Annotated in this window: 26 protein-coding genes and 2 tRNA genes; 11 read left to right on the plus strand and 17 right to left on the minus strand. The window is 72.4% G+C overall.

Annotated features, from left to right (window positions below):
• The first annotated feature begins 554 nt into the window (after nucleotides 1-554).
• Nucleotides 555-773, plus strand: coding sequence for a hypothetical protein (locus KJS59_RS14185; RefSeq protein WP_213453343.1), 219 nt, complete (start codon nucleotides 555-557; stop codon nucleotides 771-773).
• Between the two features lie 152 nt (nucleotides 774-925).
• Nucleotides 926-1822, plus strand: coding sequence for a GNAT family N-acetyltransferase (locus tag KJS59_RS14190; RefSeq protein WP_213453344.1), 897 nt, complete (start codon nucleotides 926-928; stop codon nucleotides 1820-1822).
• Here KJS59_RS14190 and KJS59_RS14195 read toward each other — a convergent pair.
• Nucleotides 1819-2616: a carbon-nitrogen hydrolase family protein gene (locus tag KJS59_RS14195; RefSeq protein WP_213453345.1), complete on the minus strand. Its 798-nt coding sequence runs from the start codon at nucleotides 2614-2616 to the stop codon at nucleotides 1819-1821. The two genes, KJS59_RS14190 and KJS59_RS14195, sit on opposite strands and share 4 nt — an antisense overlap.
• 133 nt (nucleotides 2617-2749) lie before the next feature.
• Nucleotides 2750-3580, minus strand: a complete 831-nt coding sequence (locus tag KJS59_RS14200; RefSeq protein WP_213453346.1) for an EamA family transporter — start codon at nucleotides 3578-3580, stop codon at nucleotides 2750-2752.
• A 41-nt stretch (nucleotides 3581-3621) separates the two neighbouring features.
• On the opposite strand from KJS59_RS14200, the gene KJS59_RS14205 reads away from it, so the two are divergent.
• Nucleotides 3622-4311, plus strand: a complete 690-nt coding sequence (locus KJS59_RS14205; protein WP_249714110.1) for a helix-turn-helix domain-containing protein — start codon at nucleotides 3622-3624, stop codon at nucleotides 4309-4311.
• On the opposite strand, the gene KJS59_RS14210 is transcribed toward KJS59_RS14205, so the two are convergent.
• The 6 genes from KJS59_RS14210 to KJS59_RS14235 all read right to left on the minus strand — a co-directional run bounded on the left by KJS59_RS14210 (nucleotide 4308) and on the right by KJS59_RS14235 (nucleotide 9491).
• Nucleotides 4308-4931: a GNAT family N-acetyltransferase gene (locus KJS59_RS14210; protein ID WP_213453348.1), complete on the minus strand. Its 624-nt coding sequence runs from the start codon at nucleotides 4929-4931 to the stop codon at nucleotides 4308-4310. The genes KJS59_RS14205 and KJS59_RS14210 overlap by 4 nt on opposite strands.
• Nucleotides 4928-6226, minus strand: coding sequence for an ATP-dependent Clp protease ATP-binding subunit ClpX (clpX, locus tag KJS59_RS14215; RefSeq protein WP_213453349.1), 1299 nt, complete (start codon nucleotides 6224-6226; stop codon nucleotides 4928-4930). Before clpX ends, KJS59_RS14210 begins: the two co-directional genes overlap by 4 nt.
• A gap of 257 nt (nucleotides 6227-6483) precedes the next feature.
• The gene (locus tag KJS59_RS14220) at nucleotides 6484-7149 is read right to left on the minus strand and encodes an ATP-dependent Clp protease proteolytic subunit (protein WP_213453350.1); all 666 of its coding nucleotides are present in this window, start codon (nucleotides 7147-7149) and stop codon (nucleotides 6484-6486) included.
• Nucleotides 7150-7160: 11 nt separating this feature from the next.
• Nucleotides 7161-7799, minus strand: coding sequence for a ClpP family protease (locus tag KJS59_RS14225; protein ID WP_213453351.1), 639 nt, complete (start codon nucleotides 7797-7799; stop codon nucleotides 7161-7163).
• 113 nt (nucleotides 7800-7912) lie between these two features.
• On the minus strand, nucleotides 7913-9259 hold the full coding sequence (gene tig, locus KJS59_RS14230) for a trigger factor (RefSeq protein ID WP_213453352.1): 1347 nt from the start codon (nucleotides 9257-9259) through the stop codon (nucleotides 7913-7915).
• A 158-nt stretch (nucleotides 9260-9417) separates the two neighbouring features.
• Nucleotides 9418-9491: transfer RNA gene (locus KJS59_RS14235), tRNA-Pro, on the minus strand.
• 100 nt (nucleotides 9492-9591) lie between these two features.
• Here KJS59_RS14235 and KJS59_RS14240 point away from each other — a divergent pair.
• A tRNA-Gly gene (locus KJS59_RS14240) sits at nucleotides 9592-9665 on the plus strand.
• A 360-nt stretch (nucleotides 9666-10025) separates the two neighbouring features.
• Here KJS59_RS14240 and KJS59_RS32500 read toward each other — a convergent pair.
• Nucleotides 10026-10442 (minus strand): MerR family transcriptional regulator, encoded by a 417-nt coding sequence (locus KJS59_RS32500; RefSeq protein ID WP_249714112.1) that lies wholly within the window; start codon nucleotides 10440-10442, stop codon nucleotides 10026-10028.
• Between the two features lie 461 nt (nucleotides 10443-10903).
• On the opposite strand from KJS59_RS32500, the gene KJS59_RS14255 reads away from it, so the two are divergent.
• Nucleotides 10904-11338, plus strand: a complete 435-nt coding sequence (locus KJS59_RS14255; RefSeq protein ID WP_213453353.1) for a PASTA domain-containing protein — start codon at nucleotides 10904-10906, stop codon at nucleotides 11336-11338.
• Between the two features lie 76 nt (nucleotides 11339-11414).
• Here KJS59_RS14255 and KJS59_RS14260 read toward each other — a convergent pair whose 3' ends face one another.
• The 3 genes from KJS59_RS14260 to KJS59_RS14270 are packed head-to-tail and all read right to left on the minus strand — an operon-like array spanning nucleotide 11415 to nucleotide 13177.
• Complete coding sequence (locus tag KJS59_RS14260) at nucleotides 11415-12107, minus strand: M23 family metallopeptidase (RefSeq protein WP_213453354.1); 693 nt, start codon at nucleotides 12105-12107, stop codon at nucleotides 11415-11417.
• A 60-nt stretch (nucleotides 12108-12167) separates the two neighbouring features.
• Nucleotides 12168-12704 carry a DUF6886 family protein gene (locus tag KJS59_RS14265; protein WP_213453355.1) on the minus strand — a complete coding sequence of 179 codons (537 nt, stop codon included), beginning with the start codon at nucleotides 12702-12704 and terminating at the stop codon, nucleotides 12168-12170.
• Nucleotides 12705-12745: 41 nt separating this feature from the next.
• The gene (locus tag KJS59_RS14270; RefSeq protein WP_213453356.1) at nucleotides 12746-13177 is read right to left on the minus strand and encodes a hypothetical protein; all 432 of its coding nucleotides are present in this window, start codon (nucleotides 13175-13177) and stop codon (nucleotides 12746-12748) included.
• A 210-nt stretch (nucleotides 13178-13387) separates the two neighbouring features.
• Between KJS59_RS14270 and KJS59_RS14275 the strand changes: the two genes are divergently transcribed.
• Nucleotides 13388-13648: a Rho termination factor N-terminal domain-containing protein gene (locus KJS59_RS14275; RefSeq protein WP_213453357.1), complete on the plus strand. Its 261-nt coding sequence runs from the start codon at nucleotides 13388-13390 to the stop codon at nucleotides 13646-13648.
• A gap of 154 nt (nucleotides 13649-13802) precedes the next feature.
• On the opposite strand, the gene KJS59_RS14280 is transcribed toward KJS59_RS14275, so the two are convergent.
• Nucleotides 13803-15059 (minus strand): aminotransferase class I/II-fold pyridoxal phosphate-dependent enzyme, encoded by a 1257-nt coding sequence (locus KJS59_RS14280; protein ID WP_249714114.1) that lies wholly within the window; start codon nucleotides 15057-15059, stop codon nucleotides 13803-13805.
• Nucleotides 15060-15076: 17 nt separating this feature from the next.
• Nucleotides 15077-18178: a putative bifunctional diguanylate cyclase/phosphodiesterase gene (locus KJS59_RS14285; RefSeq protein WP_213453358.1), complete on the minus strand. Its 3102-nt coding sequence runs from the start codon at nucleotides 18176-18178 to the stop codon at nucleotides 15077-15079.
• Between the two features lie 104 nt (nucleotides 18179-18282).
• Between KJS59_RS14285 and KJS59_RS14290 the strand changes: the two genes are divergently transcribed.
• A complete protein-coding gene (locus KJS59_RS14290) occupies nucleotides 18283-19104 on the plus strand; it encodes a GNAT family N-acetyltransferase (protein WP_213453359.1) in 822 nt (273 codons plus the stop codon).
• A 91-nt stretch (nucleotides 19105-19195) separates the two neighbouring features.
• Here KJS59_RS14290 and KJS59_RS14295 read toward each other — a convergent pair whose 3' ends face one another.
• A complete protein-coding gene (locus KJS59_RS14295; protein ID WP_213453360.1) occupies nucleotides 19196-19849 on the minus strand; it encodes a MerR family transcriptional regulator in 654 nt (217 codons plus the stop codon).
• 102 nt (nucleotides 19850-19951) lie between these two features.
• Here KJS59_RS14295 and KJS59_RS14300 point away from each other — a divergent pair, with 102 nt between their 5' ends.
• From KJS59_RS14300 to KJS59_RS14310, 3 genes are all read left to right on the plus strand, one after another.
• A complete protein-coding gene (locus tag KJS59_RS14300) occupies nucleotides 19952-20950 on the plus strand; it encodes a hypothetical protein (RefSeq protein WP_213453361.1) in 999 nt (332 codons plus the stop codon).
• A gap of 59 nt (nucleotides 20951-21009) precedes the next feature.
• Nucleotides 21010-21171, plus strand: coding sequence for a hypothetical protein (locus KJS59_RS14305; RefSeq protein WP_213453362.1), 162 nt, complete (start codon nucleotides 21010-21012; stop codon nucleotides 21169-21171).
• 245 nt (nucleotides 21172-21416) lie between these two features.
• Nucleotides 21417-21929, plus strand: a complete 513-nt coding sequence (locus tag KJS59_RS14310) for a DUF1990 family protein (protein WP_249714116.1) — start codon at nucleotides 21417-21419, stop codon at nucleotides 21927-21929.
• Nucleotides 21930-21968: 39 nt separating this feature from the next.
• On the opposite strand, the gene KJS59_RS14315 is transcribed toward KJS59_RS14310, so the two are convergent.
• Complete coding sequence (locus tag KJS59_RS14315; protein ID WP_213453364.1) at nucleotides 21969-22286, minus strand: hypothetical protein; 318 nt, start codon at nucleotides 22284-22286, stop codon at nucleotides 21969-21971.
• A 179-nt stretch (nucleotides 22287-22465) separates the two neighbouring features.
• Complete coding sequence (locus KJS59_RS14320) at nucleotides 22466-23014, minus strand: hypothetical protein (RefSeq protein ID WP_213453365.1); 549 nt, start codon at nucleotides 23012-23014, stop codon at nucleotides 22466-22468.
• 164 nt (nucleotides 23015-23178) lie between these two features.
• Between KJS59_RS14320 and KJS59_RS14325 the strand changes: the two genes are divergently transcribed.
• On the plus strand, nucleotides 23179-24450 hold the full coding sequence (locus tag KJS59_RS14325) for a GNAT family N-acetyltransferase (RefSeq protein WP_213453366.1): 1272 nt from the start codon (nucleotides 23179-23181) through the stop codon (nucleotides 24448-24450).
• Nucleotides 24451-24452: the final 2 nt, after the last annotated feature.

Here is a 24452-nt window from a genome sequence, read left to right on the forward strand (position 1 = left end):
ACTGCTCCAGCTTACCCGCTCAAGCTGCGCTGTCAAGACCCAAGTTTCGGGATCTCGCTACCGCACCTCGACCGAGCCCTACCCACGCCACTGCGACCGGACGAGCCGGTGTCGGCGTCAGCTCAGTAGGAAACCCGCAGACCGGCCGATGTTCGCTTGACGAACCATCCGCCCGGCTCCTGCCGGCCCAGCTACTCTACCCGATCGGTTCCGCAAATCCAAGTCCGGCTTCCCGGATCGATCTGCCCCGCTCGACCCAGCCCCGCTCGGCGTCGCCGCCCCGGGCCTGGCTGCCCGCGTGGTTTCCGGCTCTTTGTCCGGGTCCCCGTGGGCAGAGAGAAAGTTACGTGGCCGCACGCCGAACGTCAAATCGGCGCCGCATGGCGCGGGTCACATGATCGATAGTGCCACATCTTGGCTGGTCAGGAAGACGGAACGGGCGAACCGGTTCGCCCGTTCCGTCGACCGCCGGCGGCACAACCCCGCTCGCCGGGCTTGGTGTTCCCGCCGTCGTTCGGTGGCTCGCGTACCCGGGGCCGTGGGACAGTGGCCGCGTGCCGTCCGTCCACCGGCAACTCGCCGCCGAAGCGCTGACCGATCTGCTCCTGCCGTTCTGGCACTTCGTGATCGGTTCGCTGGTCCTGGTCATGGTGGTCGTCGCCGGCGCGCGCCTGCTGCGGCGCGGACGGTCGCGAATGACCACCGCCATGGTCGTGACCGCGGCGGCCGTGATCGGGCTTGCCACCATCGGAATCCTGCTCCAAGGCCGGTAGCCCGGGCCGAGTTCGTCGTCGGCGTCGCAGCCGAACGCCAGGGCCGGCCCCGACCGCGGGCTGCGGCGAGACTCTCGCCATGAAGGCCATCCTCGACCGCGACCTCCCCGCGTTTCGCCACTGTCACTGAAGCCGTCATCGCCGCGGACCCCGTGCGGAACACCGTGGCCGGGACGATCATCCGCCAGTCCCTCGACGGCGATCCGGGACCGGAGGCGCTGTGGGTCCGCGTCGTCGACGACTCTGTCGCGGGAGCGCCTCCGGTCGGCCTGGCGATCCGCACACCGCCCCGATCACTGCTGCTCACGGCCATGCCTGTACCGGCGGCGGAGGCCGTTTGCGACCTGCTCATCGCGTCCGAGATGGTTCTTCCCGGTGTCAACGGGCCGACGGCGGCGAGCGGCGCGTTCGCGCGGCGGTGGGCCGGGCGGAGCGGGGTGACGGCACACCGGCTTTTCCGCCTGGGCGAACCGACCCCACCGACCGGCGTCCGCGGCGGGCTGCGGCCCGGGTCCACAGAGGATCGGGACCTGCTCGCGGCCTGGACCTCGGCGTTTTCGGCGGAGGCGATACCGGACCAGCCGCCCCCGGACGCCCGCCCAATGATCGACGCACGACTGGCGACCGGGACGGTCTGGACCTGGGTGGACGACGGTCGGCCGGTGTCGATGCTCTGGATCAGCCCACCGGTCTCCGGGGTGGTCCGGGTGAGCGCCGTCTACACCCCGCCCGACCTGCGCGGACGCGGGTACGCGAGCGCCTGCGTGGCGGCGGTCAGCGGGCGCGTGGCGGTCGAAGGGCACACCTGCGTGCTGTTCACCGACCTGGCCAACCCCGCCAGCAACAAGATCTACCAGGCCACCGGGTACCGGCCGGTCATGGACACCGAAAACTGGGCGTTCAGCGAGGCGGCCAGCCGCTGGGGCGCCTCGGAAGGCACGGTCGGTGGCGCCGGCCCCAGGCGACGACCGGATCCCCGCATACAGCACCGGATCGCCGCCTGGGCCTCGCCGCGACCCGATCCGGCCCGGTCGAGAAACTGGCGCTAGACCAGCCGGCGATTGGCGAGGCTCGGCACCTCGGCGCGGATCGTGGCGAGCCGGTCGAGGTCCAGGTCGGCGACGGTGACACCGGCCGTGTCGGGCTGCTGTGCCACCACCGTGCCCCACGGGTCCACGACCATGCTGCGCCCGAAGCAGGTGCGGCCCGGGTCGTGGTCGCCGATCTGGCCGGCGGCCGCCACGTAGCACTGGTTCTCGATCGCCCGGGCCCGCAGCAGAACCTCCCAGTGGTCGCGGCCGGTATGCGCCATGAACGCGGCCGGCACCGCGAGCACCTGGGCGCCGGCGATGGCCAGTTGCCGGTACAGCTCGGGGAAGCGCAGGTCGTAGCAGATGGTGAGGCCGACGCGGACGCCCTCGACGTCCACGGTCACCGCCGCGGCGCCGGGCGCCACCGCCCGCGACTCGTGGAAGGAGACCCGGCCGGGGATCTCCACGTCGTACAGGTGGATCTTGCGGTAGCTGGCGGCCAGCTCGCCGGCGCGGTCGAACACCAGCGCGGTGTTGTAGATCCGCTCGGGGTCGGGGCCGGTCTCGTGGAAGGAGCCGGCCAGCACCCACATCTCCAGCTCGCGGGCCGCGTCCGCGAAGAAGGCGGCGAACTCGCCGTCCGCGGACTCGGGCTTCGGGGCGGTCGCGGCCGGGCCGAGGTGGTCCACGTACTCGGGCAGCACGGCGAGGTCGGCGCCGCGCGCGGCGGCCTGCTCGAGCAGCGAGCGCGCGGCCGCGAGGTTCGCGGCGCGGTCGTCGCGGGAGTTCAGTTGGCAGACGGCGACCCTCATGCCGGTAGCCTATTGCCCCACCCGCGGCGACGGCCAGACCACGCAACGCGGTCGGCCACGCCGTCGCTCGGGCCGGACCAGCGTCGCGAACCCCGCGGCGACGGCCAGACCAGGGAATACGGTTGGCACCGGCTCAGGACGAGGCCAGGACGAGCGCCGTGGCGGCGAAGCCCAGGCCCGCGAGCTGGATCGCCCGCAGCCGCTCCCGGTCCACGATGAGCGCCAGCAGGACCGTGCTCGCCGGGTACAGCGAGGCGATCGCGGCCACCACGCTGAGCTGGCCGCGACCGGCGGCGGCGAGGTAGAGGGCGTTGGCGGCGATGTCCAGGCCGCCGGCGGGCAGTGACCAGAGGGTGCCGCGCAGGCCGATCTTCGGCGGGGTGCGGGTGGCGAGCATCCACAGCGCCCCGACGCCGATCGACGCGACCCGGGCCGTCACGAGCGGCCACATGCCGCCGCCGGTGGTCGCCTGGCCGAGCAGCGCGAAGAACGCCCCGAAGAACACGCCGGATCCGACCGCGTAGACGACCGTCTCCCTGGCGACCCGGCCGCCACCGCCACCGCCCATGCTCACCAGCGCGATCGCGGCGACGGCCGCGGCAATGCCCAGCAGCGCCGGCACGCCGGGTGCGTCGTCGGTGAGCAGGCCGACGCCGATCGCGACCACCGCGGCGGTGACGGCCGTCGTCGGCGCGGCCACCGCCATCGCGCCGCCAGACAGGGCGCGGTACAGCAGCACGATGCCCACCAGTCCGCTCGCGCCGGCCCCGGCGCCCCAGGCCAGATCGTTCAGGCGCAGGCTGCCCGGTACCAGGAGCAGGCAGACCAGCAGGACGGGCAGCCCGTACACCTGGGACAGGACCGTCACGGCCAGCGGGTTGGCGCGCTGGCTCGCCTTGCCACCGCTGAAGTCGGCGCTCCCCCACACGAGGGCGGCGAGTCCGGCGAGCACAATGGGGAGCACCGCACCGTTGTACCAAAATGTTGACCGCGAAGGACAGCGTGTTGACCGACACACCTCGCACCGGCGCACCCCGTGCCGGCGCTCCCGCCGCCGGCACACCCCGTGCCGACACCGCCAACCACGTGGCCGAGGTGACCGCCTGCGTCGCCGACCACGTGCGCGCCCTGCGGGTCGCCCGCTCCTGGTCGCTGGACGAACTGGCCGCCCGATCCGGGGTGAGCAAGGGCATGGTGGTGCAGATTGAGGCGGGGCGCACCAACCCCAGCATCGGCACCCTGTGCCGGCTCGCGGACGCGTTCGGCGTCACCATCGCGCGGCTCGTCGAGGCGGCACCGGAGCGTCGGGTACGCCTCACCGACCTGGCGGACGCGCCGACGCTGTGGCGCGGCGAGCGGGACGGCTTCGGGCGGCTGCTCGCCGGGCTGGCCGAGCCGGCGTGCCTGGAGCTGTGGGAGTGGCGCTTCGCGCCCGGCGAGCGCCACCGGTCGGACGGGCACGCACCCGGGACGCGCGAGATGCTGCACGTGCTGGCGGGCCAACTGACGGTCACCGTGGACGGTGCGGATCACCGGGTCCGGACCGGCCAGACGATCGACTTCGCGGCGGACCGCACGCACACCTACCGCAACGACGGCACGGGCACGGCCCGCCTGATCATGGTGGTGGCACCGCCGGCCGACGAGTGGGACCGCCGATCCGCCCGGGACCCGGCAACGGGGCCGGACCGCTAGGGAACGAGCAGCGCCTCGGCGCCGACCGGGCGGTACCCGGCCGCGAGGAAGGCGCGCACGCTGGCCGCGTTGTCCGGCGCCACCTGCGCCCAGACGGGGCGGCCATCGGGCACCAGGCCGCGCGCCGCCGCCGCCAGGGAGCGGCCGACGCCCGCGTTGCGGGCATCCTCGTCGACCTCGATCGCCGCCTCCCACCGCCCCGCCAGCCCGCGACCGAGGATCAGGACGCCGCCGGACACCTCGTACACGGTGATGTCGTCCCGGTAGCGGCGGGCCCGGCGTACCCGCGGGTGGTCGACGTCGACGGCGGGGAGCGACACCGGCGACACCGGCGACGCCGTCAACACCATGTCGATGTTGTTGACGCGATGGCCGAGCTTCTCGCACAGCGCCGTCAGGAACGGCGGGTTGAGCGCGGCGGAAAGGTCACCGTCGGGCACCAGGTCACGGACCCACACCGGGTCGACGTCCGCGGCCACCACGATGAACCCGGGGAACGCGACGACCGCCGCGGCGCGCGGACCCGGCTGCGGGACGACCGCCAGCCACGGTTCGGTGGGCAGCCGCTCGCCCGCCTCGACGCGCGCCAGGATCGCGGCGAGCGTCGCGGGTGCGCTCAAGCCGACTTCTCTTCGCGGTCACCGCGGGAGGCGCGACGCCGGCCGCCGAAGTCGCGCGGCACGATCGTCGGGTTGACGTTCTCCAGGACGACCTCACGGGTGATCAACACGCGGGCGGCGTCCGGGTTGCTGGGTACCTCGTACATCACGGAGAGCAGAACCTCCTCCATGATGGCGCGCAGGCCGCGCGCGCCGGTGCCGCGCAGCATCGCCTGGTCGGCGATCGCCTCCAGCGCCGGCGGCTCGAACTCCAGCTCCACGCCGTCCAGCTCGAACAGCCGCTGGTACTGCCGGACCAGCGCGTTGCGCGGCTGGGTGAGGATGCGCACCAGCGCCTCCCGGTCCAGGCTGCGCACGTTCGTGATCACGGGGAGCCGGCCGATGAACTCGGGGATCAGCCCGAACTTGAGCATGTCCTCCGGCATCACCTGGGCGAACACGTCATCCGTCGAGCGCTCGGAGATCGAGCGGAGGTGGGCGCCGAAGCCGAGCCCGCCCTGCCCGGTGCGGGACTCGATGATCCGGTCCAGCCCGGCGAACGCCCCGCCGAGGATGAACAGCACGTTGGTGGTGTCGATCTGGATGAACTCCTGGTGCGGGTGCTTGCGCCCGCCCTGCGGCGGCACGTTCGCGACCGTGCCCTCCAGGATCTTCAGCAGCGCCTGCTGCACGCCCTCGCCGGAGACGTCCCGGGTGATCGACGGGTTCTCCGACTTGCGGGCGATCTTGTCGACCTCGTCGATATAGATGATCCCCGTCTCGGCCCGCTTGATGTCGTAGTCGGCCGCCTGGATCAGTTTGAGCAGGATGTTCTCGACGTCCTCGCCGACATACCCGGCCTCGGTGAGGGCGGTGGCGTCCGCGATGGCGAAGGGGACGTTCAGCATCCGCGCGAGCGTCTGCGCCAGGTGCGTCTTACCGCAGCCGGTGGGCCCGATCAGCAGGATGTTGGACTTGGCGACCTCAACGGCGTCGGCACCGGAGGACGCGCCGCCCACCTCGGCCTGGATCCGCTTGTAGTGGTTGTAGACGGCCACGGACAGCGCCTTCTTGGCCTGGTCCTGGCCCACCACGTACTGGTCGAGGAACTGGCAGATCTCCATCGGCTTGGGAAGCTCTTCCCACTTCACCTCGCCGGACTCGGCCAGCTCCTCCTCGATGATCTCGTTGCACAGGTCGATGCACTCGTCACAGATGTACACACCGGGGCCCGCGATGAGCTTTTTGACCTGCTTCTGCGACTTACCACAGAAGGAGCACTTGAGTAGGTCGCCGCCGTCGCCGATCCGTGCCACCTACGTATCTCCCTGCACTCTTGGCCGGTCGTCCACGCCGACCCCGGCCTGAGGACGGTGTTGCCTCTCAGTTACCTTGCCGCCGGCCGGACACTCCAACCGCCCCGGATCGCGGGGTCAACCGGGCCCGCCGACCGTACAGCCTCGACGGTACCCGGTAAGAACGGTTTCTCCGACCCCCAAATCGGGTGTGTCCGGACCGGTCCGGGGAAGCAAGCGCCCCGGCCGGCCCGGATCGGAACCCGTTCCGGCTTGGCTCAGCCGCGCGCGGCGGCCGCCAGGGCGTTCTTCTTCCGGCTGGTCAGAACGGTGTCCACGAGGCCGTAGTCCTTGGCCTCGTCGGCTGTCATGATCTTGTCCCGGTCGATGTCGCGCCGAACCTTCTCCACCGGCTGGCCGGAGTGCCGGGCGACGATCTCCTCCATCTGCGCGCGCATCCGCAGGATCTCGCGCGCCTGGATCTCGATGTCGGAGCCCTGGCCGTACCCACCCTCGGTGGCCGGCTGGTGAATGATGATCCGCGAGTTCGGCAGCGCCATCCGCTTGCCCGGGGACCCGCCGGCCAGCAGGATCGCCGCCGCACTGGCCGCCTGACCGAGGCAGACCGTCTGGATGTCGGGCCGGACGTACTGCATCGTGTCGTAGATCGCCGTCATCGCGGTGAAGGAGCCGCCGGGCGAGTTGATGTACATGATGATGTCGCGGTCCGGGTCCGTGGACTCCAGCGTCAGCAGCTGGGCCATCACGTCGTTCGCGGACGTGTCGTCGATCTGCACGCCGAGGAAGATGATCCGGTCCTCGAACATCTTCGTGTACGGGTTGGACTCCTTCACCCCGTACGACGTGCGCTCGACGAACGACGGGATGATGTACCGGTTGTGTACCGGCTGGACGACGCCCGCCGGCTCGAAAAGCTGAGACATCCCCAGTCCCCTCAGTTGAGCGTGCCCGCGCCGGCCGGAACCTGCGTCGCACTGGTCACGACGTGGTCGATGAAGCCGTACTCGACCGCCTCCTGGGCCGTGAACCAGCGGTCACGGTCCGAATCGGCCTCGATCTGCTCCGGCGCCTGCCCCGTGTGGAACGCCACCCGCTCCTGGAACATCCGCTTCGTGTAGAGCATCTGCTCCGCCTGGATGGCGATGTCCGCCGCGGTGCCGCCCATGCCGCCGGACGGCTGGTGCATCATGATGCGCGCGTGCGGCAGCGCGGAACGCTTGCCCTTGGTGCCCGCGCAGAGCAACAGCTGCCCCATCGAGGCCGCCATGCCCATCGCGACGGTCGCCACGTCGTTGTCGATGAACTGCATCGTGTCGTAGATCGCCATGCCGGAGTAGACCGAACCGCCCGGCGAGTTGATCCACAGGTTGATGTCGCGCTCGGAATCCTCGGCGGCCAGCAGCAGCAGCTGCGCGCAGATGCGGTTGGCCACCTGGTCGGTCACCTCGCTGCCGAGGAAGATGATCCGCTCCTTCAGCAGCCGGTTGTAGACCGAGTCGTCGAGGTTGCCCATCGCGTCGCCGCCGCGGGCCTCGATCGCCCGGATCATGCCGGGAACATGCAGATCACTCATGGCCAGCCCTTCGCCTGTGTACTACCTAGCAAAACCCTATCCGCCGGGACCGACACCCATCCCGTTCTCGGGAACGTGTTCGCTCTGAGCGCACCGATTCCCGGCAGCGGTGATCAGTGCTCGTGGTCGTGCGCGTCCTGCTCCGCGCCGCGAAGGTCGTCCAGGCTCAGCGGGGTACCGTCCGAGTCAGTGATCTTGACCTGCTCCAGGACCAGCGCGAGCGCCTTGCCGCGCCGCACGTCCCCGAAGACCGCGGCCGCCGTGCCCGAGCGCATCAGCTGGTCGTAGTACTGCTGCGGGGCCACCCCGGCGCGCTGCGCCCGGTGCACGATCTCGTGCCCGAACTCGTCGTCGGAGACCTGCACCTCCTCGGCGTCGGCCAGGGTGTCGAGCACGAGCTGGATCCGCACGCCCTCCGCGGCCGCGTCGGTCAGCTCGGCGTTGATCTCCTCCTCGGTCTTCCCCTCGGCCTGTAGATAGTCGTCCAGCGAGGCGCCGATCCGCTCCAACTGGTCGGTCATCGCCTCCCGGCGGTGCTCAACCTCCTCGCGCACCACACCCTCGGGCGTCGGCACGTCCGCCGCCTTGACCAGCGCCTCCAACGCCTTGTCCCGGGCCGCGTAGAGTTGCTCCGCCCGCTTGGCCCGGCCCAGCCGCTCGCGCAGGTCGGCGCGCAGCTCCTCCAGCGTGTCGAACTCGCTGGCGAGCTGGGCGAACTCGTCGTTCAGCTCCGGCAGCTGCTTGTCCTTGACGCTGCGCACCGTCACCGCGACCTCGGCGTCCCGGCCGGCGAAGTCACCGCCGACGAGCTGGGTGGTGAACGTCGTCGCGTCGCCCGCCGACATGCCCACCAGCACGTCGTCCAGGCCCGGCAGTAGCTGCTGCGACCCCACCTCGTGCGAGATGTTCGTCGCCGAACCGCCCGGCACCTCCTCGCCGTCCACGGTCGCCGCCAGGTCCAGCTGCACGTAGTCGCCGACCATCGCGGCCCGCTCCGCCGTCTTCAGCGTGGCGAAGCGCTCCCGCAACCCGTTGAGCTGCTCGTCCACCTCGGTCTCGGCCAGCTCGACCGCGTCCACCTGGACCTCGATCGCCGACAGGTCGGGCAGCGTGATCTCGGGGCGCACGTCCACCTCGGCGGTGAACTTCAACGGCTCCCCGTCGGTGAACTCGCTGATCTCCACCTCGGGCCGGCCCAGCGTCTTGACCTCGTGCTCCCGCACGGCCGCGAGGATCTGCTGCGGGATCGCCTCCTGCACCGCCTCGTTCAGCACCGCGCCCCGGCCGACCCGCTGGTCGATCACGGCCGCCGGCACCTTGCCCCGCCGGAAGCCCGGGATCGTCACCTGCGCGCCGATCTCGCGGTACGCCTTGCGGAGGCTCGGCTCGAGCTCGGCGAACGGCACCTCGATGGCGAGCCGGACCCGAGTCGGGCTCAGGGTCTCGACGGTGCTCTTCACAGGCGTACTCCTCAGAACAATGTCCAACGATGTCGGCGGGCAGCAAAGCCCGGTTGAGTGTAAAAGGCGCAGAGCGCCGCCGACCCGCCGGGGCCGCGAGCGGAGCGACGTCAGGACGCCACTCGCCCACGGCCCGGCAGCACGCCGGCGCGCTGTTGTCGGGGTGGCGGGATTTGAACCCACGGCCCCTCGCTCCCAAAGCGAGTGCGCTACCAAGCTGCGCCACACCCCGCCGCGACGGTCAGTGTAAGCGCTACCGTCCCGGGGTGCCGAGCCACCCACGGGCACGACATTCAGTAGGCTAGTGTGACGCCGGCCGGGTGTCGGCGTACGCGGGCGTAGCTCAATGGCAGAGCTTCAGTCTTCCAAACTGACGGTGCGGGTTCGATTCCCGTCGCCCGCTCCAACGGCCTCCGGCCCAGGTCAGAGGTTGCATCCCCCGATCCTGGGCCTCCCCCGCTCCGGTCTTGCGGGCCATTAGCGGCTCTGCCCGCCCCTGCGCCGCGCCTGCCGGGCGATCCGCCGGTCCATAGCCGAGGCGGCCCGCAAGCGGGCCGCGCCGGCCCGGTCCCGGCCTGCTGCCGACCTCCGACCGGCATCGGCCGGGCCGGCCGGCCACGCTTGGGGACGACACGATCAGAAGACCTCAGGGCTCCGCCCGAACCCCGGCCCTCCTCAGAGATGCCGGGGCGGATCACCTCGCCGGGCACCACAAGGGCTACCAGCCTCCCCGGACGGTCTACGACTGCCCGACGAGGAGATCCGCTCAGCTTTCAGGATCTGCCGCCTTTCTACCTAACGGCGGTTCTTGCGGTTCAGCTCTGATCGAGGTCGATGTAGTTGCCGCTCGGGTCGAGCAGGCAGGACGATCGCGGCTTCCACGGCCGCTCGACGGGCGGGTATACCTCGTTCGCCCCGGCATCGAGCGCCCGCTGATGTGCTGAATCGACATCCTCAACGAGTAGGCCGAACCGCTGGACTCGACGGGCATTTCAAGCTGGCGCAGTGCGCGGATCAGTCGGGCCTGTTCAACCTGCTCCGGTCGGTAGCGGCGGTACCCGGTAACTGGGTCGACGCAGGCGGGCAGCAGGATGCCGACCTCGTCGTAGTGCCGCAGTGCCGTGATGGACAGGCCAGAGACGATGGCGAAGCCGCCGATGCTCAACAGGTGATCCGTGCTCACCGCAACAGCATCGGGTCTCGGGCAACGCGAGAGTCAAGGACTTGCAGGCTCTAACTCTGATCAGCCATCCCCGATCTTGCTTCTACTCCAAGGCCATGGGCCATCCACGGGCCAGTAACCGTGGTGCATAGCGGGCACGAGCGGGCACGAGACGCAGGATGCGGTTCCGGGAAGTATCCGGGCCTATCAGCGCCCCGGTAGCCGAGCTGGGTGGTCAGCCGGTGTGGTTGGAGGCACCGACGTGGCGCTCAACTTCGGCGGCGGCTGGTGCCCCTTTCCGCGTGATCGTTCGTCGTTATCGCCCGGACGGACGGTTACCTACGGCTACCACCGATGAGGAGGATGCCAGGGTGACTTACCCGCAATACCCTTCTGATTCTGACCCCCAGCGCGGCCCCTCGTACCCGCCGCCGGCTCCTGCGGTTCACCCGGCCCCACCGGCATCGAGGTCGAACAAACCTTTGCTGATCGGCATACTTGCCGGTGTCGCGGGGCTTGTCGTCGGCTGCTGCGGCGGCATTGGCATCGGCTCGAGCCTGAAGGACAAGCCCGCGGAGAAGGCCACCGCGTCGACGGCCGAGGCGACTACCGAGGCACCGGCGGTCGTCGCGGAGCCACCGGCTCCGACGCCCACGGCCACCACCCCGCCGACACCGCCGTCCACAACCGCGGCGGCGTCGGCCGTGATGCCGGACGTCGTCGGTCAGAACGCCGCCGTGGCGGAGGATGAACTCCGCCGGCTCGGCTTCACCAAGATTCAGCTCGGGTCGCAGGACGAGCACGACACCGTCGTCATCCTGGCGGCCAACTGGACGGTCACGAAACAGTCGACGGGTGCCGGTGAGCGAGTGCCGCTGGACACCCTCATCGTGCTCACCTGTACGAAAAAGCGCTGAACAGCGATCTGAACGGTCCCCGAAGCCCCGTTCACGATGGCTGCGGGGAAGCACCGCGGTCCCCGCTCCGGTCAGCTCATCCGGGCAACGGTTCGACCACCGCGTTCTCCCCGGGAATCCCGGATTCCCGGATCCGGAACCGGTCGGTGCCGGCGGGCCATTCCCGGAAACGTCGAAACGCCATCGGGATGCCGACCGCGACCGACAGATCCAGGCTGTCCATGACCTGTACATGCAGGTGCGGCTGGGTGGAGTTGCCGGAGTTTCCGCAGGCCGCAATGTGCTGGCCCGCCGTCACCCGCTCGCCGGGAGCCACCCGGATGGAGCCGGCTCGCAGGTGCACGAGGGCGGCGAATGCGTCGCTGTCCCGCAGCTTGATGATCAGATGGTTGCCGGCGATCGCGCTCGGGCCCTGCCGGGCCCGCGCCGCCTGGCCCAGCATGTACGGCACCAGGGCGAGCTGGGACCGCCGCGCTTCGTGGTCGATCTCGCCGTCGTGTGCCCGGACGACCACGCCGTCCGCGGGTGCCAGGATCGGCCGGCCGAAGGAGAAGAACCGTTCGGGCGGTTCGGTGGCCAGGAAGGTGCGCCAGTCCCGGTGCGGCGCGGTCCGCCGGCGATCGTCCACCCCGATGAAGTCGATGGCGTAGCGCTCGCCGAACAGGTCCGACCCGTGGCTCGGGACCCGCCGCGCCGGGCTGTTCCGGGCTAGCCACCGGCCGGCGAACGGGAGCGAAAGGACGATCATCCGGGTCGGGCCGCCAGCCATGGGACCAGCCTAGGCGAATGGGTTTGGCGGATCTCCCCTGTGACCGGTGCCTGGCGGGCGTCACCGGCGCGGCGTTGCGTTGGCGAGCCGGATCCCGCTGAAGCCGAGGGTGCTGCGCACCACCGCGTCCCACAGCGGCCAGAGGGTCGGCAGTACCCGAAGCTGGATGCCGGCCTGCTCGTGCAACGCGAAGAGGTCCCCTACCCGTTCGGGCGGGCCCAGCGGCTCGACCGGCTCCGTCGCGACAACGGCGTGGGGAACCGGGCTTCCGATCGGCGTGAACCGGTCGGCCGGCAACCGGTAGGCGAACAGCCGCACCGTCCGCATCGCCGCCAGCCACTTGTACTCGATCGCATGCACCCGCGTGCCGCCACCCGGGCCGATAATGCGTGCCTGGTCCGCCGCCGACGACGTTCCGGTCGCCCACGCCATGGCCCGCGGGCACTCCCGCGGAAACCAGTAGTCCGGTGCGCGGGTGTGGTCCACCGCCCACACGTACGCCTCGGACTGTCGCGCCGTGGCCGCCACGTGCGGCACGAAACGTGTGATCGCCGGGTCCTCTGAGAAGTGCAGGACCTGGCCGGGCGCGGGACGCATCGCCCCTGTCTACACCCCGGCCGGGCGCGGCGGCGGGCGGGTCAGCGGCGGCGCCGGCCGGCGAGGAGGTCGTCGAGGATCAGACCGATGCCGATCCCGAGCATCCAGACGTCCTTGCTGATCGCGATGCCCTGCTCGGACGGCTTCACGCTGCCCGGTCGGCGCAGCGCGGGCGTGCGCAGGTACATGGTCAGGAGGCCGCCGGCGAACGCGGCGAGCCCGGTACCGGCGAGCAGGCCGGGGACGACGGGCGCCAGCAGCGCGCCGCCGAGGGTGATCTCGGCGGTGGCGAGCAGGCGCAGGAACCGCCGCGGCGGGAGCGCCTTGAGCTGTGGGAAAGCCTGCGCCGCGGCGCCCTGGAGGCCGGTCGCCTGCTCCTCGCCGGCCCGCCATTTCTCCAGGCCGGTGCTCAGGATGTAGGCGCCGGTCGCCACGCGCGGCGGCACCTGCTCGGGCGTGACGGACAGTCTCATGATGTTCCTCCGCTTCGCGGGCACCGGTGCCGTGCGCCCCGCGGGTCAGGCCGGTAGATCGGCCGGTGAGCTGGCTGGTGAGCCGGGGCACCGTGGTACGGGCCGATACCCGTGGCAGCGCGATCCAACGGTTCGGGCGGCCCCGGTTTTGCGGCATTGACCGCGGGTAGTCCAACCGTGACAGCGGAAAGCAGAGAAGGGAGTGGCCTGATGGCCAAGAAGTCCTCTCAGCAGACCAAGGTCAGGCCCGAGCAGCTTCGCGCGATGAAGACCGGCGAGATCGTCGAGGTCGCCCGGCAGGCGGGGATCAGGAATCCGGAGAAGATGAACAAGGATCAGCTGATCCAGGCGCTCGGCGGTGGGGGCGCGAACTCGTCCCAGCCGGGGCGCAATGGTGGGCGCGGTGACCGGCCGCCGCCGAAGGGCTCGAGCCCGCAGGAGTGGAAGAACATTCCGGGCAACCAGAGCTGACCTTCCGCCGCCCGCCTCCCCCAGCGGGCGGCACCACCCCCCATCCGCATACCGGACCGTGCTGGCCGGGGGCGGGTGGTCGCCCGCTCCTCGTGCAGCCGGCCATGATCATCCCGGGCGGGAGGGGCGTTGGCTCCTCCCGCCCGGACCGGGGTCACCCGCTGGCTCGCACGCCCGCCCGGCCTCGTGTCTGCGCCGGTATCCGTGGCGCGTCCGGGGCCCGCCTGAGGCAGCCGCCGGCGGCCAGGTCGTCCAGCGCGGCGAGCAACCGGTCGACCTGGTCGTCGGTGTGCGCGGCGGTGAGCTGGACCCGGAAGCCGACCTCCGAGCGGGGTACCAGCGGGTAGCCGGCGACCGTCACGTAGATGCCGCGGCGCCACAGTTCCATGGTCACCTCCGGCAGGTGCTGCTCGGCGGCCAGGGGCAGCTCCACGATGGGAGTGCCGAGCACGTTCGGCGTGTCCAGCCGCAGCGATCGACAGCGGTCCAGCAGCCGGGCGGTGTGCCGGTAGAGGGTGGCCCGCAGGTCGTCGCCGCGCCGATCGTTGATGTCCAGGCCGGCGAGGGCGCTGGCCAGCGAGGCGGTCGGCGATGGCCCACTGTAGAGGTACGGGGCGGCGGCGAACTTGAGGTGCTCTTTCAGCGTGGTCGGCAGGGCGAGGAACGCCAGCAGCGACGAGTACGCCTTGGAGAAGCCGCCGACGAGCACCAGGCCGTCGTACCCGAGACCGGCGTAGCGGATCGCGCCGTTGCCGCGCCGGCCGTAGGGCGAGGACTCGTCCGGGTGCCGCTCCCCGATCACGCCGAAGCCGTGGGCGTCGTCCACGTAGAGCAGTGCGCCGTGCCGCGCGCAGATCGCGGCCAGCCGGGACAGATCGGGCAGGTTGCCGGTCATGCTGTTGACGCCGTCGAGGCAGACCAGGCGGGGCTCGTCGGCGGGGGCGGCGCGCAGCAGGCGGTCCAGTTCGTCGGGGTCCTCGACGCGGAAGCGCAGCAGCGTGGCGCCCAGGCCCCGGGCGTGGACGGCGCCGTCGTAGATGGTGCGGTGGGCGTGGCGGTCCACCAGCACGGTCCCGCGACCGGCCAGGACCGGGATCACGGACAGGTGGATGTGCGTGATGGTGGGCAGGAGCAGGGTGTCGGGCGCCCCGAGCAGGTCGGCCAGGCGCTCCTCGATGGACACGTACGCGCGGGGGCTGCCCAGCAGCCGGGACCAGCTGGGGTGGGTGCCCCAGCGGCGCACCGCGTGGTCTATCGCGGCCGCGACGCACGGGTCCAGGTCGAGGCCGAGGTAGTTGCAGGAGGCGAAGTCGACCAGCCAGTGGTCGCCGATCCGGATGGCCCGGCCGGCGACCTCGTCGATCACCGCGTCGAGCATGGGCAGGCTGCGGAGGGCGTGGAGATCGGTCACACTTTAATTGTCTGATCTTATGCCGCGATCTGCTCGTCCAAAAGCCAGCGAGTCGCGTCGCGATACGCCATCGGGCGGGCGAACAGGTAGCCCTGCCCCGCCTCGCAGCCCACCGCGGCGAGCAGTTCCCGGTCCTGCGACTGCTCGACACCTTCGGCCACGACGGACAGTCCGAGCGTGTGCGCCATGCTCACGATCGCCTCCACCAGCGCCCGCTGCCGGACCGAGGTGGTCATGGTGTCCACAAAGGTCTTGTCAATCTTCAGCACGTCCGCCGGCACCTGGCGCAGGTAGCTCAGCGACGAGTACCCGGTGCCGAAGTCGTCGATCGCGATCCGCACGCCGCGCTCGCGCAGCCGGGCCAGCCCGGTCCAGACGTCGTCCTCGTCCCGCAGCAGCAGGCTCTCCGTGATCTCCAGCATGAGGCTGGCCGCCGGCAGGCCCCGCTCGGCGAGCTGACCGAGCACCGAGTCGATGAAACCCGGGGAGCGGAACTGCCGGGCCGAGACGTTGACGCTCAGGTACGGCACCCGCTCGCCGGTCGCGTCCCGCCAGCGTGCGGCGGCGTCCAGCGCCTGCCCCAGCACCCAGGCGCCGAGCGGCACGATCAACCCGCTCTCCTCGGCGATGGGAATGAACTGGTCCGGCGGGACGAGACCGCGGTCCCGGTGCGGCCAGCGCAGCAGCGCCTCGAAGCCGGCCGGCGACCCGGTAGCCAGGTCCACGATCGGCTGGTAATGCACCTGGAACTGGTCCTCGGCCAGCGCCCGGTCCAGCGCGGCGCGCAACTCCATCCGCTCGCGCACGGCGGTGTGCAGGGCGGTCTGGAAGCGGCGCCAGCCGCCCTTGCCATCCGCCTTCGCCAGGTACAGCGCCAGGTCGGCCTGGCGCAGCAGGTCATCGGAGTCGATCGCCTCGCCGGTGGTGGCCACGCCCACGCTGACCGCCCCGCCGACCGCCCGGTCGCCCAGCTCGAACGGCTCGCCGAACGCCTCGGAGATCCGCTGCGCCACCCGCTCCACCGCCGCCGGGTCGGCCACGTCCTCCACCAGCACCGCGAACTCGTCGCCGCCGAGCCGGGCCACGCTGCCGTCCGGTACCACGATGGCGCTCAGCCGGCGGGCGGCGGCGACCAGCAGCCGGTCCCCGGCCTCGTGACCGAGCGTGTCGTTGACGACCTTGAAGTCGTCCAGGTCCATGAAGAGCACGCCGACGATGGCGCCGGTCCGGCCCGCCCGGGTCACCGCCTGCTCGAGCCGCTCGGCGAACAGCGCCCGGTTCGCCAGACCGGTCAGCGAATCGTAGAAGGCCCGGTGCACCAGTTCGCGTTCCAGGCTGCGCCGCTCCGTCACGTCGTGCAGGGTCAGCACCAGCCCGCCGACGGTCTCGTCGGCGCGTAGATCCCGGCAGGAGACCTCGGCCTGTAGCTTGCGCCCGTCGGCGCGGACCATCGTCCAGTCCTGCCGCTCCCGCTGCGCCGGCTCGGCCGGGTCCGCGCCGCTCGACACCGCCGCGCTGACCGGGTCCGTCCAGCGCACGGTGTCCAGGTACTCCTGCGCCGGTACCCGGCCCGCCGCCTCGACCAGGTCCACCACCGGCCGGCCGACCAGCGCCGCGTCGAACACCGCCGCCGCGGACGGGCTGGCGTACCGGATCCGGTCCTGCTCGTCGAGGATCAGGATGACGTCGGCGGTGTTGTGCACCAGGGTGCGGAAGTACTCCTCGCTGCGCTGGCGGTTGATCTCGGTGGTCAGGGCGATCCGGTGGCGGGCCAGCGCGGCCTGGCCGGCGAGCACCTCCAGCGCGTCCTGTAACGCGGTCAGGTCCCGCTCGGCGGCGGCGACCAGCAGCGCCCCGGTGGGGCCGCCGCCGCCGGCCTGCGGGCAGACCAGGGCCAGCTCGAACCCGGCCAGTTCGGCGGCGAGCGGCGCGGGCAGCGCCCGGGTGTAGACCAGGTGTGGAGCGTCCGCGGCGTCGGCCGGGACGGCCCCGCCGAGCTGGTCCACCTCGAGCTGGTGTACCCGGTGCCCGCCGTGGGCCGGCAGCAACCGGGCGACGGCGTCCCGCACCGCGGCCTCCACCTGCTCCACGTCAGTGGAGGTGAGCAGGGCGGCACCCGCCCGGCGCAGGGCGCGCTCGCGCGACAGCGCCTGCCGGTGCACCGCGAGCACCCCCGAGAGCCGGGTCAGCACCAGCAGGAACATGGCGGCGGAGAACAGCGCGATCACGCCGCCGTTGCGCACCTCGCCGCGCAGCGCCTGCACCCCCAGCAGCGCCGGTGCGATCAGCGTGGACGCGGTCAGCGCCAGCAGCCGGGCGCGGGACAGCTCCCGCACGCGGACCACCCGCGGATCGGTCAGCTCGACCATCGACGGGTGCAGGGCCGCCGCCCCCACGCCGGCGTAGAAGGCGATCCAGAGCAGATCCACCAGCCGGCCGGTCTCCCACTCGCCGGAGAGCTGGCCGGCGGCGTAGACCACGTCGGCCGCGAGCAGGCCCGCGCCGCCCAGGCCGAGCAGGGCCACGGCCGGGGTGACCCGCACCGCGGTCAGCAGGCGGAGGATCACCGCCAGGTTGAGCACGTCGATCAGCGGGTACGCGGCGGAGATCAGCTTCTGCCCGGCGGTGAGGCGCGGGTCGCTGACGTACGGGGTGACCAGGTAAATCCAGGACAGCAGGGCGAGGCCGGCGGTGAGGATCAGCGCCTCGATCGTGCTGGCCCGGCTCATGCCCGACCCGGCGTACCGGTTCAGCAGCAGCAGCGAACCGACCAGCAGCGGCGCGAACACCAGCAGGTAGATGCCGTCGGCGACGGACGGGAAGGGATTCTTCCGGCCGAGCATCTCGATCACGCTGTAGGCGGTGTCCCCGGCGATGAAGGCGAACAGGCCGGCCGACATCAGTGCCCAGGGCAGCGGGAGCCGTGGCCGGTTGCGCCAGGCGCCGGTGGCGACCGCGGCGGCGGCGCTGAGCCCGATGAGCGCCCAGGTGACCACCTGCCACCGGGGTAGCGCGAACATGACCACCGTCAGCAGGGCCATCCAAAGGCCGTAGCCGGCCAGGAGGGTGCTGCCCGGCCACCGGGACGGGCCGAGCGGCACGCCATGGACGAGGTCCATCGCGCGCCGTTGCGAGCGCCGCACCGCCAGGCTCATACGCGCCCTATCGGCCGGTATCGGGCGCGGTTGAGCGCCCCGCGCCCGCGCGCCGGAGAATGTCGGTCATGCCGTCCCTGACCCTGACGACCCTCGCCGAGCGCTCCGACCTGGCCGACCGCTGGGACGACTTCCCGGGCGCCTGGCCGGAGTTCCTCTTCCACGACGCCGTCGCCGAGGCCCTCTACGCCGGCCTGGTCGCGGCCCACCCCGACCTGTGCGTGCTCGCGCTGGAGGAGGGCGAACCGGACCGCCCGGTCGGCAAGGGCTGCGCACTGCCGTTCACCCCGGGCGATGGCGCGCTCCCCGCCACCGGGTACGACGCGGTGCTGCTCGGTGCGGCGGCGGACCGCCTCGCCGGCCGGCGCGGTACCCGGATCTCCGCCGTGGAGATCGTGGTGCGGGCGGACCGCCGGGGCCGCGGGCTCTCCGCCGGGCTGCTGGACGCGCTGCGCCGGGTCGCCGCCCGCCGGGGGTACCGGGAACTGCTGGCACCCGTCCGACCCACCGGCAAGCACCTGGTACCGGAGGAGCCGATGGGCACGTACGCCCACCGCACCCGGCCGGACGGGCTGCCCGCCGACCCGTGGCTGCGCACCCACGTGCGGGCCGGCGGCGTCCTGCGGGAGGTGGCGCCGTGCTCGATGACGGTGACCGGCACGCTCGCCCAGTGGCGCGCGTGGACCGGGCTGCCCTTCGACGCACCCGGGGCGGTGACGGTGCCGGGCGCGCTGGTACCCGTCCACTGCGTGCCCGATGAGGACCGCGCGGTGTACGTCGAGCCGAATGTCTGGCTTACTCATTCAGTGCCAGGATCCAACGCCGTGGGCGGTTCGCCCGTCTTGCGGGTGAGCCGGCCGACCACATTAGGCGGGACCATCGACGAATGATACTCATCACCGCATTCAAGCGTCATCGCGTCCCGAAGGCGATAGTCCCGCCGGCTTCAGTCCCGCCGGCTTCGTCACGGCGGCGTCCCGGCTACGGCACCCGCGGCGCTCCGGTGTCAAGGGCGCGGGCGGAGGCGTCCTCCTGGGCCAGCCAGCGCAGCGCGGTGAACATCGTGTCCCCGAGGGTTTCGCCCAGCAGCGCGCCGTAGACCATCGCCTCGGGCGTCGCCCGGCTCCGGACCAGCCTCAGGTCGATCGCGGCGACCCGCTCGGCGAGCGCGGCGTACTCATCGATCAGGTCCGCGATATCGTCCCCGCCGACCCGGCGCAGCGCGGCGAGCGCCTCGGCGAGGGTGCGCCGGGCCGGGGCGCCGGGCGCGACCTGCCAGCCCCGCCGCTCGATCAGCGCCTCGACCTCCTTGGTACCGGCGGCGACCGCCTCGTCGGCCTCGCCGGGACTCCCGGACCGGGCGGCGGTGACCGTCCGGAGCACCTTGCCGAGCTTGTAGTGCGGGTTCATCTCGGACTGGTCGAGGAAGGCGAGCAGTTCCCGGACGGTCGCCACGGGCAGCCGACCGACCTCGATCAGCGCGCGCACCAGCCGCAGCCGGTCGAGGTGCCGCTCATCGTAGCGGGCCTGGTTCGGGCTGGTCAGTTCGCCCGGCGGCAGCAGGCCCTCGCGCTGGTAGTACTTGATCGTCGCCACCGGCACGGCCGACCGCCGGCTCAGTTCCGCGATGCGCATCCATCTCCCTCTCGACAAGGCCCTTGCGCGCCCCGCCCGCAACATGGATAGTGTAACTCTCTAATAGTGGAGAGTGACGCTATCCGTTACGGAGGGACTCCCATGCCCAAGTTGTTCCGAGCCCACCCCCCGCTGATCGCCTGCGCCGCGCTGATGGTGGCCCTCGCCGGCATCTGCGTCGGCGGGCTGGTCGCCGACGACCGGATGCTCGTCGGCGCCCCCATCTGGCTCAAGCCGCTCAAGTTCACGATCTCCGTCGCCGTCTACGCCACCACCCTCACCCTGCTCATCTCACTGCTGCGCCACCGCCGGCGGCTCGGCTGGTGGCTCGGCGCGGTGGTCGCTGTGAGTATGGCCCTGGAGATGGTCGCCATCGTCACCCAGGTGGTCCGCGGCCGGCAGAGCCACTTCAACGTGGCCACCCCGCTGGACGCCGGCCTGTTCGCCGCCATGGGCGCCACCATCATGGTGGTCTGGCTGGCCACCGCCTGGCTCGGGATCCTGCTGCTGATCGAGCGGGTGGCCGAGCGCCCGCTCGCGGTCGCCGTCCGGCTCGGCCTGGCGGTCGCGCTCGCCGGCATGGGCGTCGGCTTCCTCATGACCGGACCCACCGCCGCTCAGGTGGACGCGATGCGCGACGCGGCGCCGACGCTCGTCGGCGCGCACAGCGTCGGCGTGCCGGACGGTGGACCCGGCCTGCCGCTGATCGGCTGGAGCACCACCGGCGGGGACCTGCGGATCGGTCACTTCGTCGGCATGCACGCCCTCCAGGCCCTGCCGCTGCTGGCGTTCGCCCTGACCGCGGCCGGCCGCCGGTACCGCCGGCTGCGCGCGGAGCGCGTGTGCACCCGGTTGATCGGTGTGGTGGCGGGCGGGTATGCCGGCGTCACCGCCCTGGTGACCTGGCAGGCCCTGCGCGGCCAGCCGCTCATCCACCCGGACGGGTTGACCCTGGCCGCCCTCGGCGGGATCGTCGCCGCGGTCGCGCTCGGGGTCGCCTGGGCCCTGGCCAGCCGCGCGGACGCCCCCGCCCCCACCGCCGGGCCCCCGATGGTCGAGCCGATCGCCGAGCACCCCGAACGGGTAGCGGTTCCGGCCTGACCGGGAGCCGGTTCGCGCTGGCCGTCCCGACGGCGGCGCCGTTCGGGGCGCCGACCCTGGTGCTGACCATCCTGCTGTCCCCGTTCGGGCTGCTGACCTACCTGGCGGTGCGGGCGTTCGCCCGGGAGCCGGCGCCCTCCGCCGGCCGCGAGCCGGTTGCCCTACCCGGCGGACCGGCCGGCGGCGGGAACGTCCGGACGGCCGGGAACGCCGGCGGATGACGCGGTGGCGGCCGGCTCACCGGCGCGCGACGGACCGGGCTTCGCGGCGCTGCCGTTCGCCGCGAAGCCCGCCGCCGGCGCCCAGCGGTACGCGACCATCCCGAGTAGGCCCGCGCCCAGGGGCGCCGCACCGACCGGCCGCCACCGCATCAGCACCCTCCCTTGCCGTTCCGCCACCTGGTACGGCCGGCGCGGGCGCACGGTTCAACCCGGTGCCGGTACGGTCGGCAGCGAGGAGGCGATCCGTGTCGGAGTTCACCTACCCCGAGGTCGGCGCGACCCGGGACGGCCGGCTACCGGCCGGCTACCACCACCTGCGGTACCGGCGGTACGTGGCCGACCGGGAGGCGTTCGGCGCCGCCGCCGAGGCGGTCCTGACCTGGCGGGTGCACCGCGCCGCGGGCATGCGCATGGACGCCTCCGCCGAGCGGGCTGGCCCCGGGGTGCACGTCACCACCGGCCTCGGCGTGGGCCCGCTGCGCCTGTCGGCGCCGTGCGAGGTGGTGTGGAGCGTCGATGAGCCGGACGAGGCCGGTTTCGCCTACGGAACCCTGTCCGGGCACCCCGAGCGGGGCGAGGAGTCGTTCCTGGTCACCCGGGACGGCAAGGGCCGGGTGTGGTTCACGGTCACCTCGTTCAGCCGCGCCGACCGGTGGTTCACCCGGCTCGCCGGCCCCGGCACGGTCGCGTTCCAGCAGTTGTACGCGCGCCGCCTCGCCGCCACCCTGCGCAATCTCGCCGCCGGCCGCCCCCGCTGACGGCGCCACGCGCATCGGCGGCGCCGGGAGTGCCGACGGTCAGGAGGCGGAGCGCCGTGAACGCGGCGCCGGGTTCCGCGGCAACTGGCGCGGTATCGACGACCGGGGCAGCGGCCGCTTCAGGTGGTAGCGGTGGATCTCCATCGCCTCGTGCACCATCCGCTCCTCGCTGACCGACGCCAGCTCCCACCCCAGCTTCCCCACCTCGTTGAGATAGGCCAGCGCCGTCTTCACCCGGGGGTCCAGCTCGGTGATCGAACCGTCCGGGCCGTACCAGGCGTACGTGATCTCCAGGCCCCCGGTTGACGGGCGCAGCCGCCGGCGCCGGACCAGCAGGGCGTACTCCCACCGCGTCATCGGCCACCACCCCCCGGAAAGGCCGCGCCTGTAGCGACGGATACCGGCGATTGTTCGATCGGTACCGGGGTGAGGCAAGCGCCGGGGATCGCTGCCACGCGGCGGCGCGGCGGGAACCACCCGTTCGGTGGACATCGATCAGGCGGGGGCGGTCAGGCCGGGGCGGTCAGGCGGGGCGGTCAGGCCCGGAAGCCGCGCAGCCAGGTCCAGACCTCCACCACCCACTGCGTCTGGCGCAGGTACGCCAGGCCGGCGCCGACCAGGAACAGCCCGGTGAGCAGGTGCGCGACCCAGGCGCTGCGCCGCCGCCGGCCCAGCGTGCGCTCCAGCACCACCCGGCCGACCAGCCGGGAGAGCACGAACACGCCGGCCGCCACCGACAGCACGAGCGCGAAGGCGATGGTCGGGACCACCAGATCGGCGCCGCGCACCGAAACCGCCCAGATGCCCCAGCAGATGAACGCCCAGAGCCCACCGGCCCACGTCCACCCGCCGCCGCGGCGCAGTTGGCGCCGGTCGAACCGGTACGGCACCGGCTCCGGCCGCGGCTCCCACCGTGCCTCGGCGGTCCGCTCGTCCACGGTCGCGTACGGCTCCGGCTGGCCGGGGCGGTTCGGGTTCACCTGGGCAACGCCCCGGGAGAACGCGGGCGAACCCGCCATGCCCGGCTTCGTCTCCACGGTCGGCTCCGACCACGGCTCCACCCACGGCGGCGTGCGGTCTGCCATCGCTCCCCCTGCCGGCTTCCCCTGCGAGCGTTGCCGCGGAGTTGATCCCGCGAATGGTTCCCGGGATGCCTCTGCGTAGTTGCTCCGGGTTCGAGCCTAGCGAGGCGGAACCACCGCGCGACAAACCGTTCGCCGCTCCGCCGCGGATCCGTTACACACGACACATGACCACGGATCAGGCCACCACCGCTCAGCTCAGCACCGACCCGGCAGCCACGGACCTTCCCCTGCGCGCGGCGACCCCCGACGACTGGCCGGGCGTGTCCCGGCTGGTGAACGCCAGCTTCCACGAGACGCCCGACGAGGAACTGGACCGGATCGAACGCCGTACCTACGAGCCGGAGCGCGCGCTGCTGGCCACGGACGGCGGCGAAGTGGTGGCGCACGCGGCGGCGTTCACCCGGGACCTCACGGTGCCCGGGCAGGTGGTCCCCGCCGCACACGTGACCATGGTCGGGGTGGCCGCCACCCACCGCCGGCGCGGCCTGCTACGCCGGATGATGGAGCGCCAGCTCCGCGAGGTACGCGACGCCGGCCACGAGCCGATCGCGGTGCTCTGGGCCAGCGAGGGGCGCATCTACCCGCGCTTCGGCTACGACAGCGCCGCCCGGCACGTCACCTACGAGATCGACCTCCGCGAGGCGGCGATCGCGCCGGCCCCCGCCACCGGCACGCTGCGCACCGCCGAGCCCGACGCCGTCGCCGCCGAACTGGCGAAGGTGTACGAGCGGTTGCGCCCCGGCCGGGTCGGCTGGTCCAGCCGCGACGACGCCTGGTGGGCGTACAACCTGGCGGACATCGCCGCCCGCCATCCGGGCCAGACCAAGCGCCGGGCCGTGCTGCACGAGGGCCCGGGCGGCGTGGACGGGTACGCCCTGTGGCGGGTCCAGCGGGGGTGGGACCACCTCGGCCCGTGCGCCACGGTGAAGGTCGACCTCGTCGCCGCCGCCGACCCCGGCGCATACCGGGACCTGTGGGGGTTCCTGTTCGGCATCGACCTGGCCCGCCGGGTCGACTACGCCTACGCGGCCCCCGACGAGCCGCTCCAGTACCTGGTCAACGAGCCGAACCGGCTGGGCGCCCGGCTCAACGACAGCCTCTGGATCCGGGTCGTGGACGTGCCCGCCGCGCTGGCCGCCCGCCGGTACGCCACGCCCGTGGACGTGGTACTCGACGTGGCGGACCCCCTGCTGCCCGCCAACGCCCGCCGGTGGCGGCTGTCCGCCGGGCCGGACGGCGCCGCCTGCGACCCCACCGACGCCCCCGCCGACCTGGCGCTCAGCGTCAACGACCTGGGCGCGGCGTACCTCGGCGCCACCCCGCTGGCCGGGCTGGCCGGCGCCGGCCGGGTGCGCGAACTGCGCCCCGGCGCGCTGGCCGCCGCGACCGCCGCGTTCGGTTGGCACACCGCGCCACAGGCGGTAGAGGTGTTCTGACG

The sequence above is a fragment of the Rhizomonospora bruguierae genome, assembly GCF_018397995.1.
Classification (GTDB): Bacteria; Actinomycetota; Actinomycetes; order Mycobacteriales; family Micromonosporaceae; genus Rhizomonospora; species Rhizomonospora bruguierae.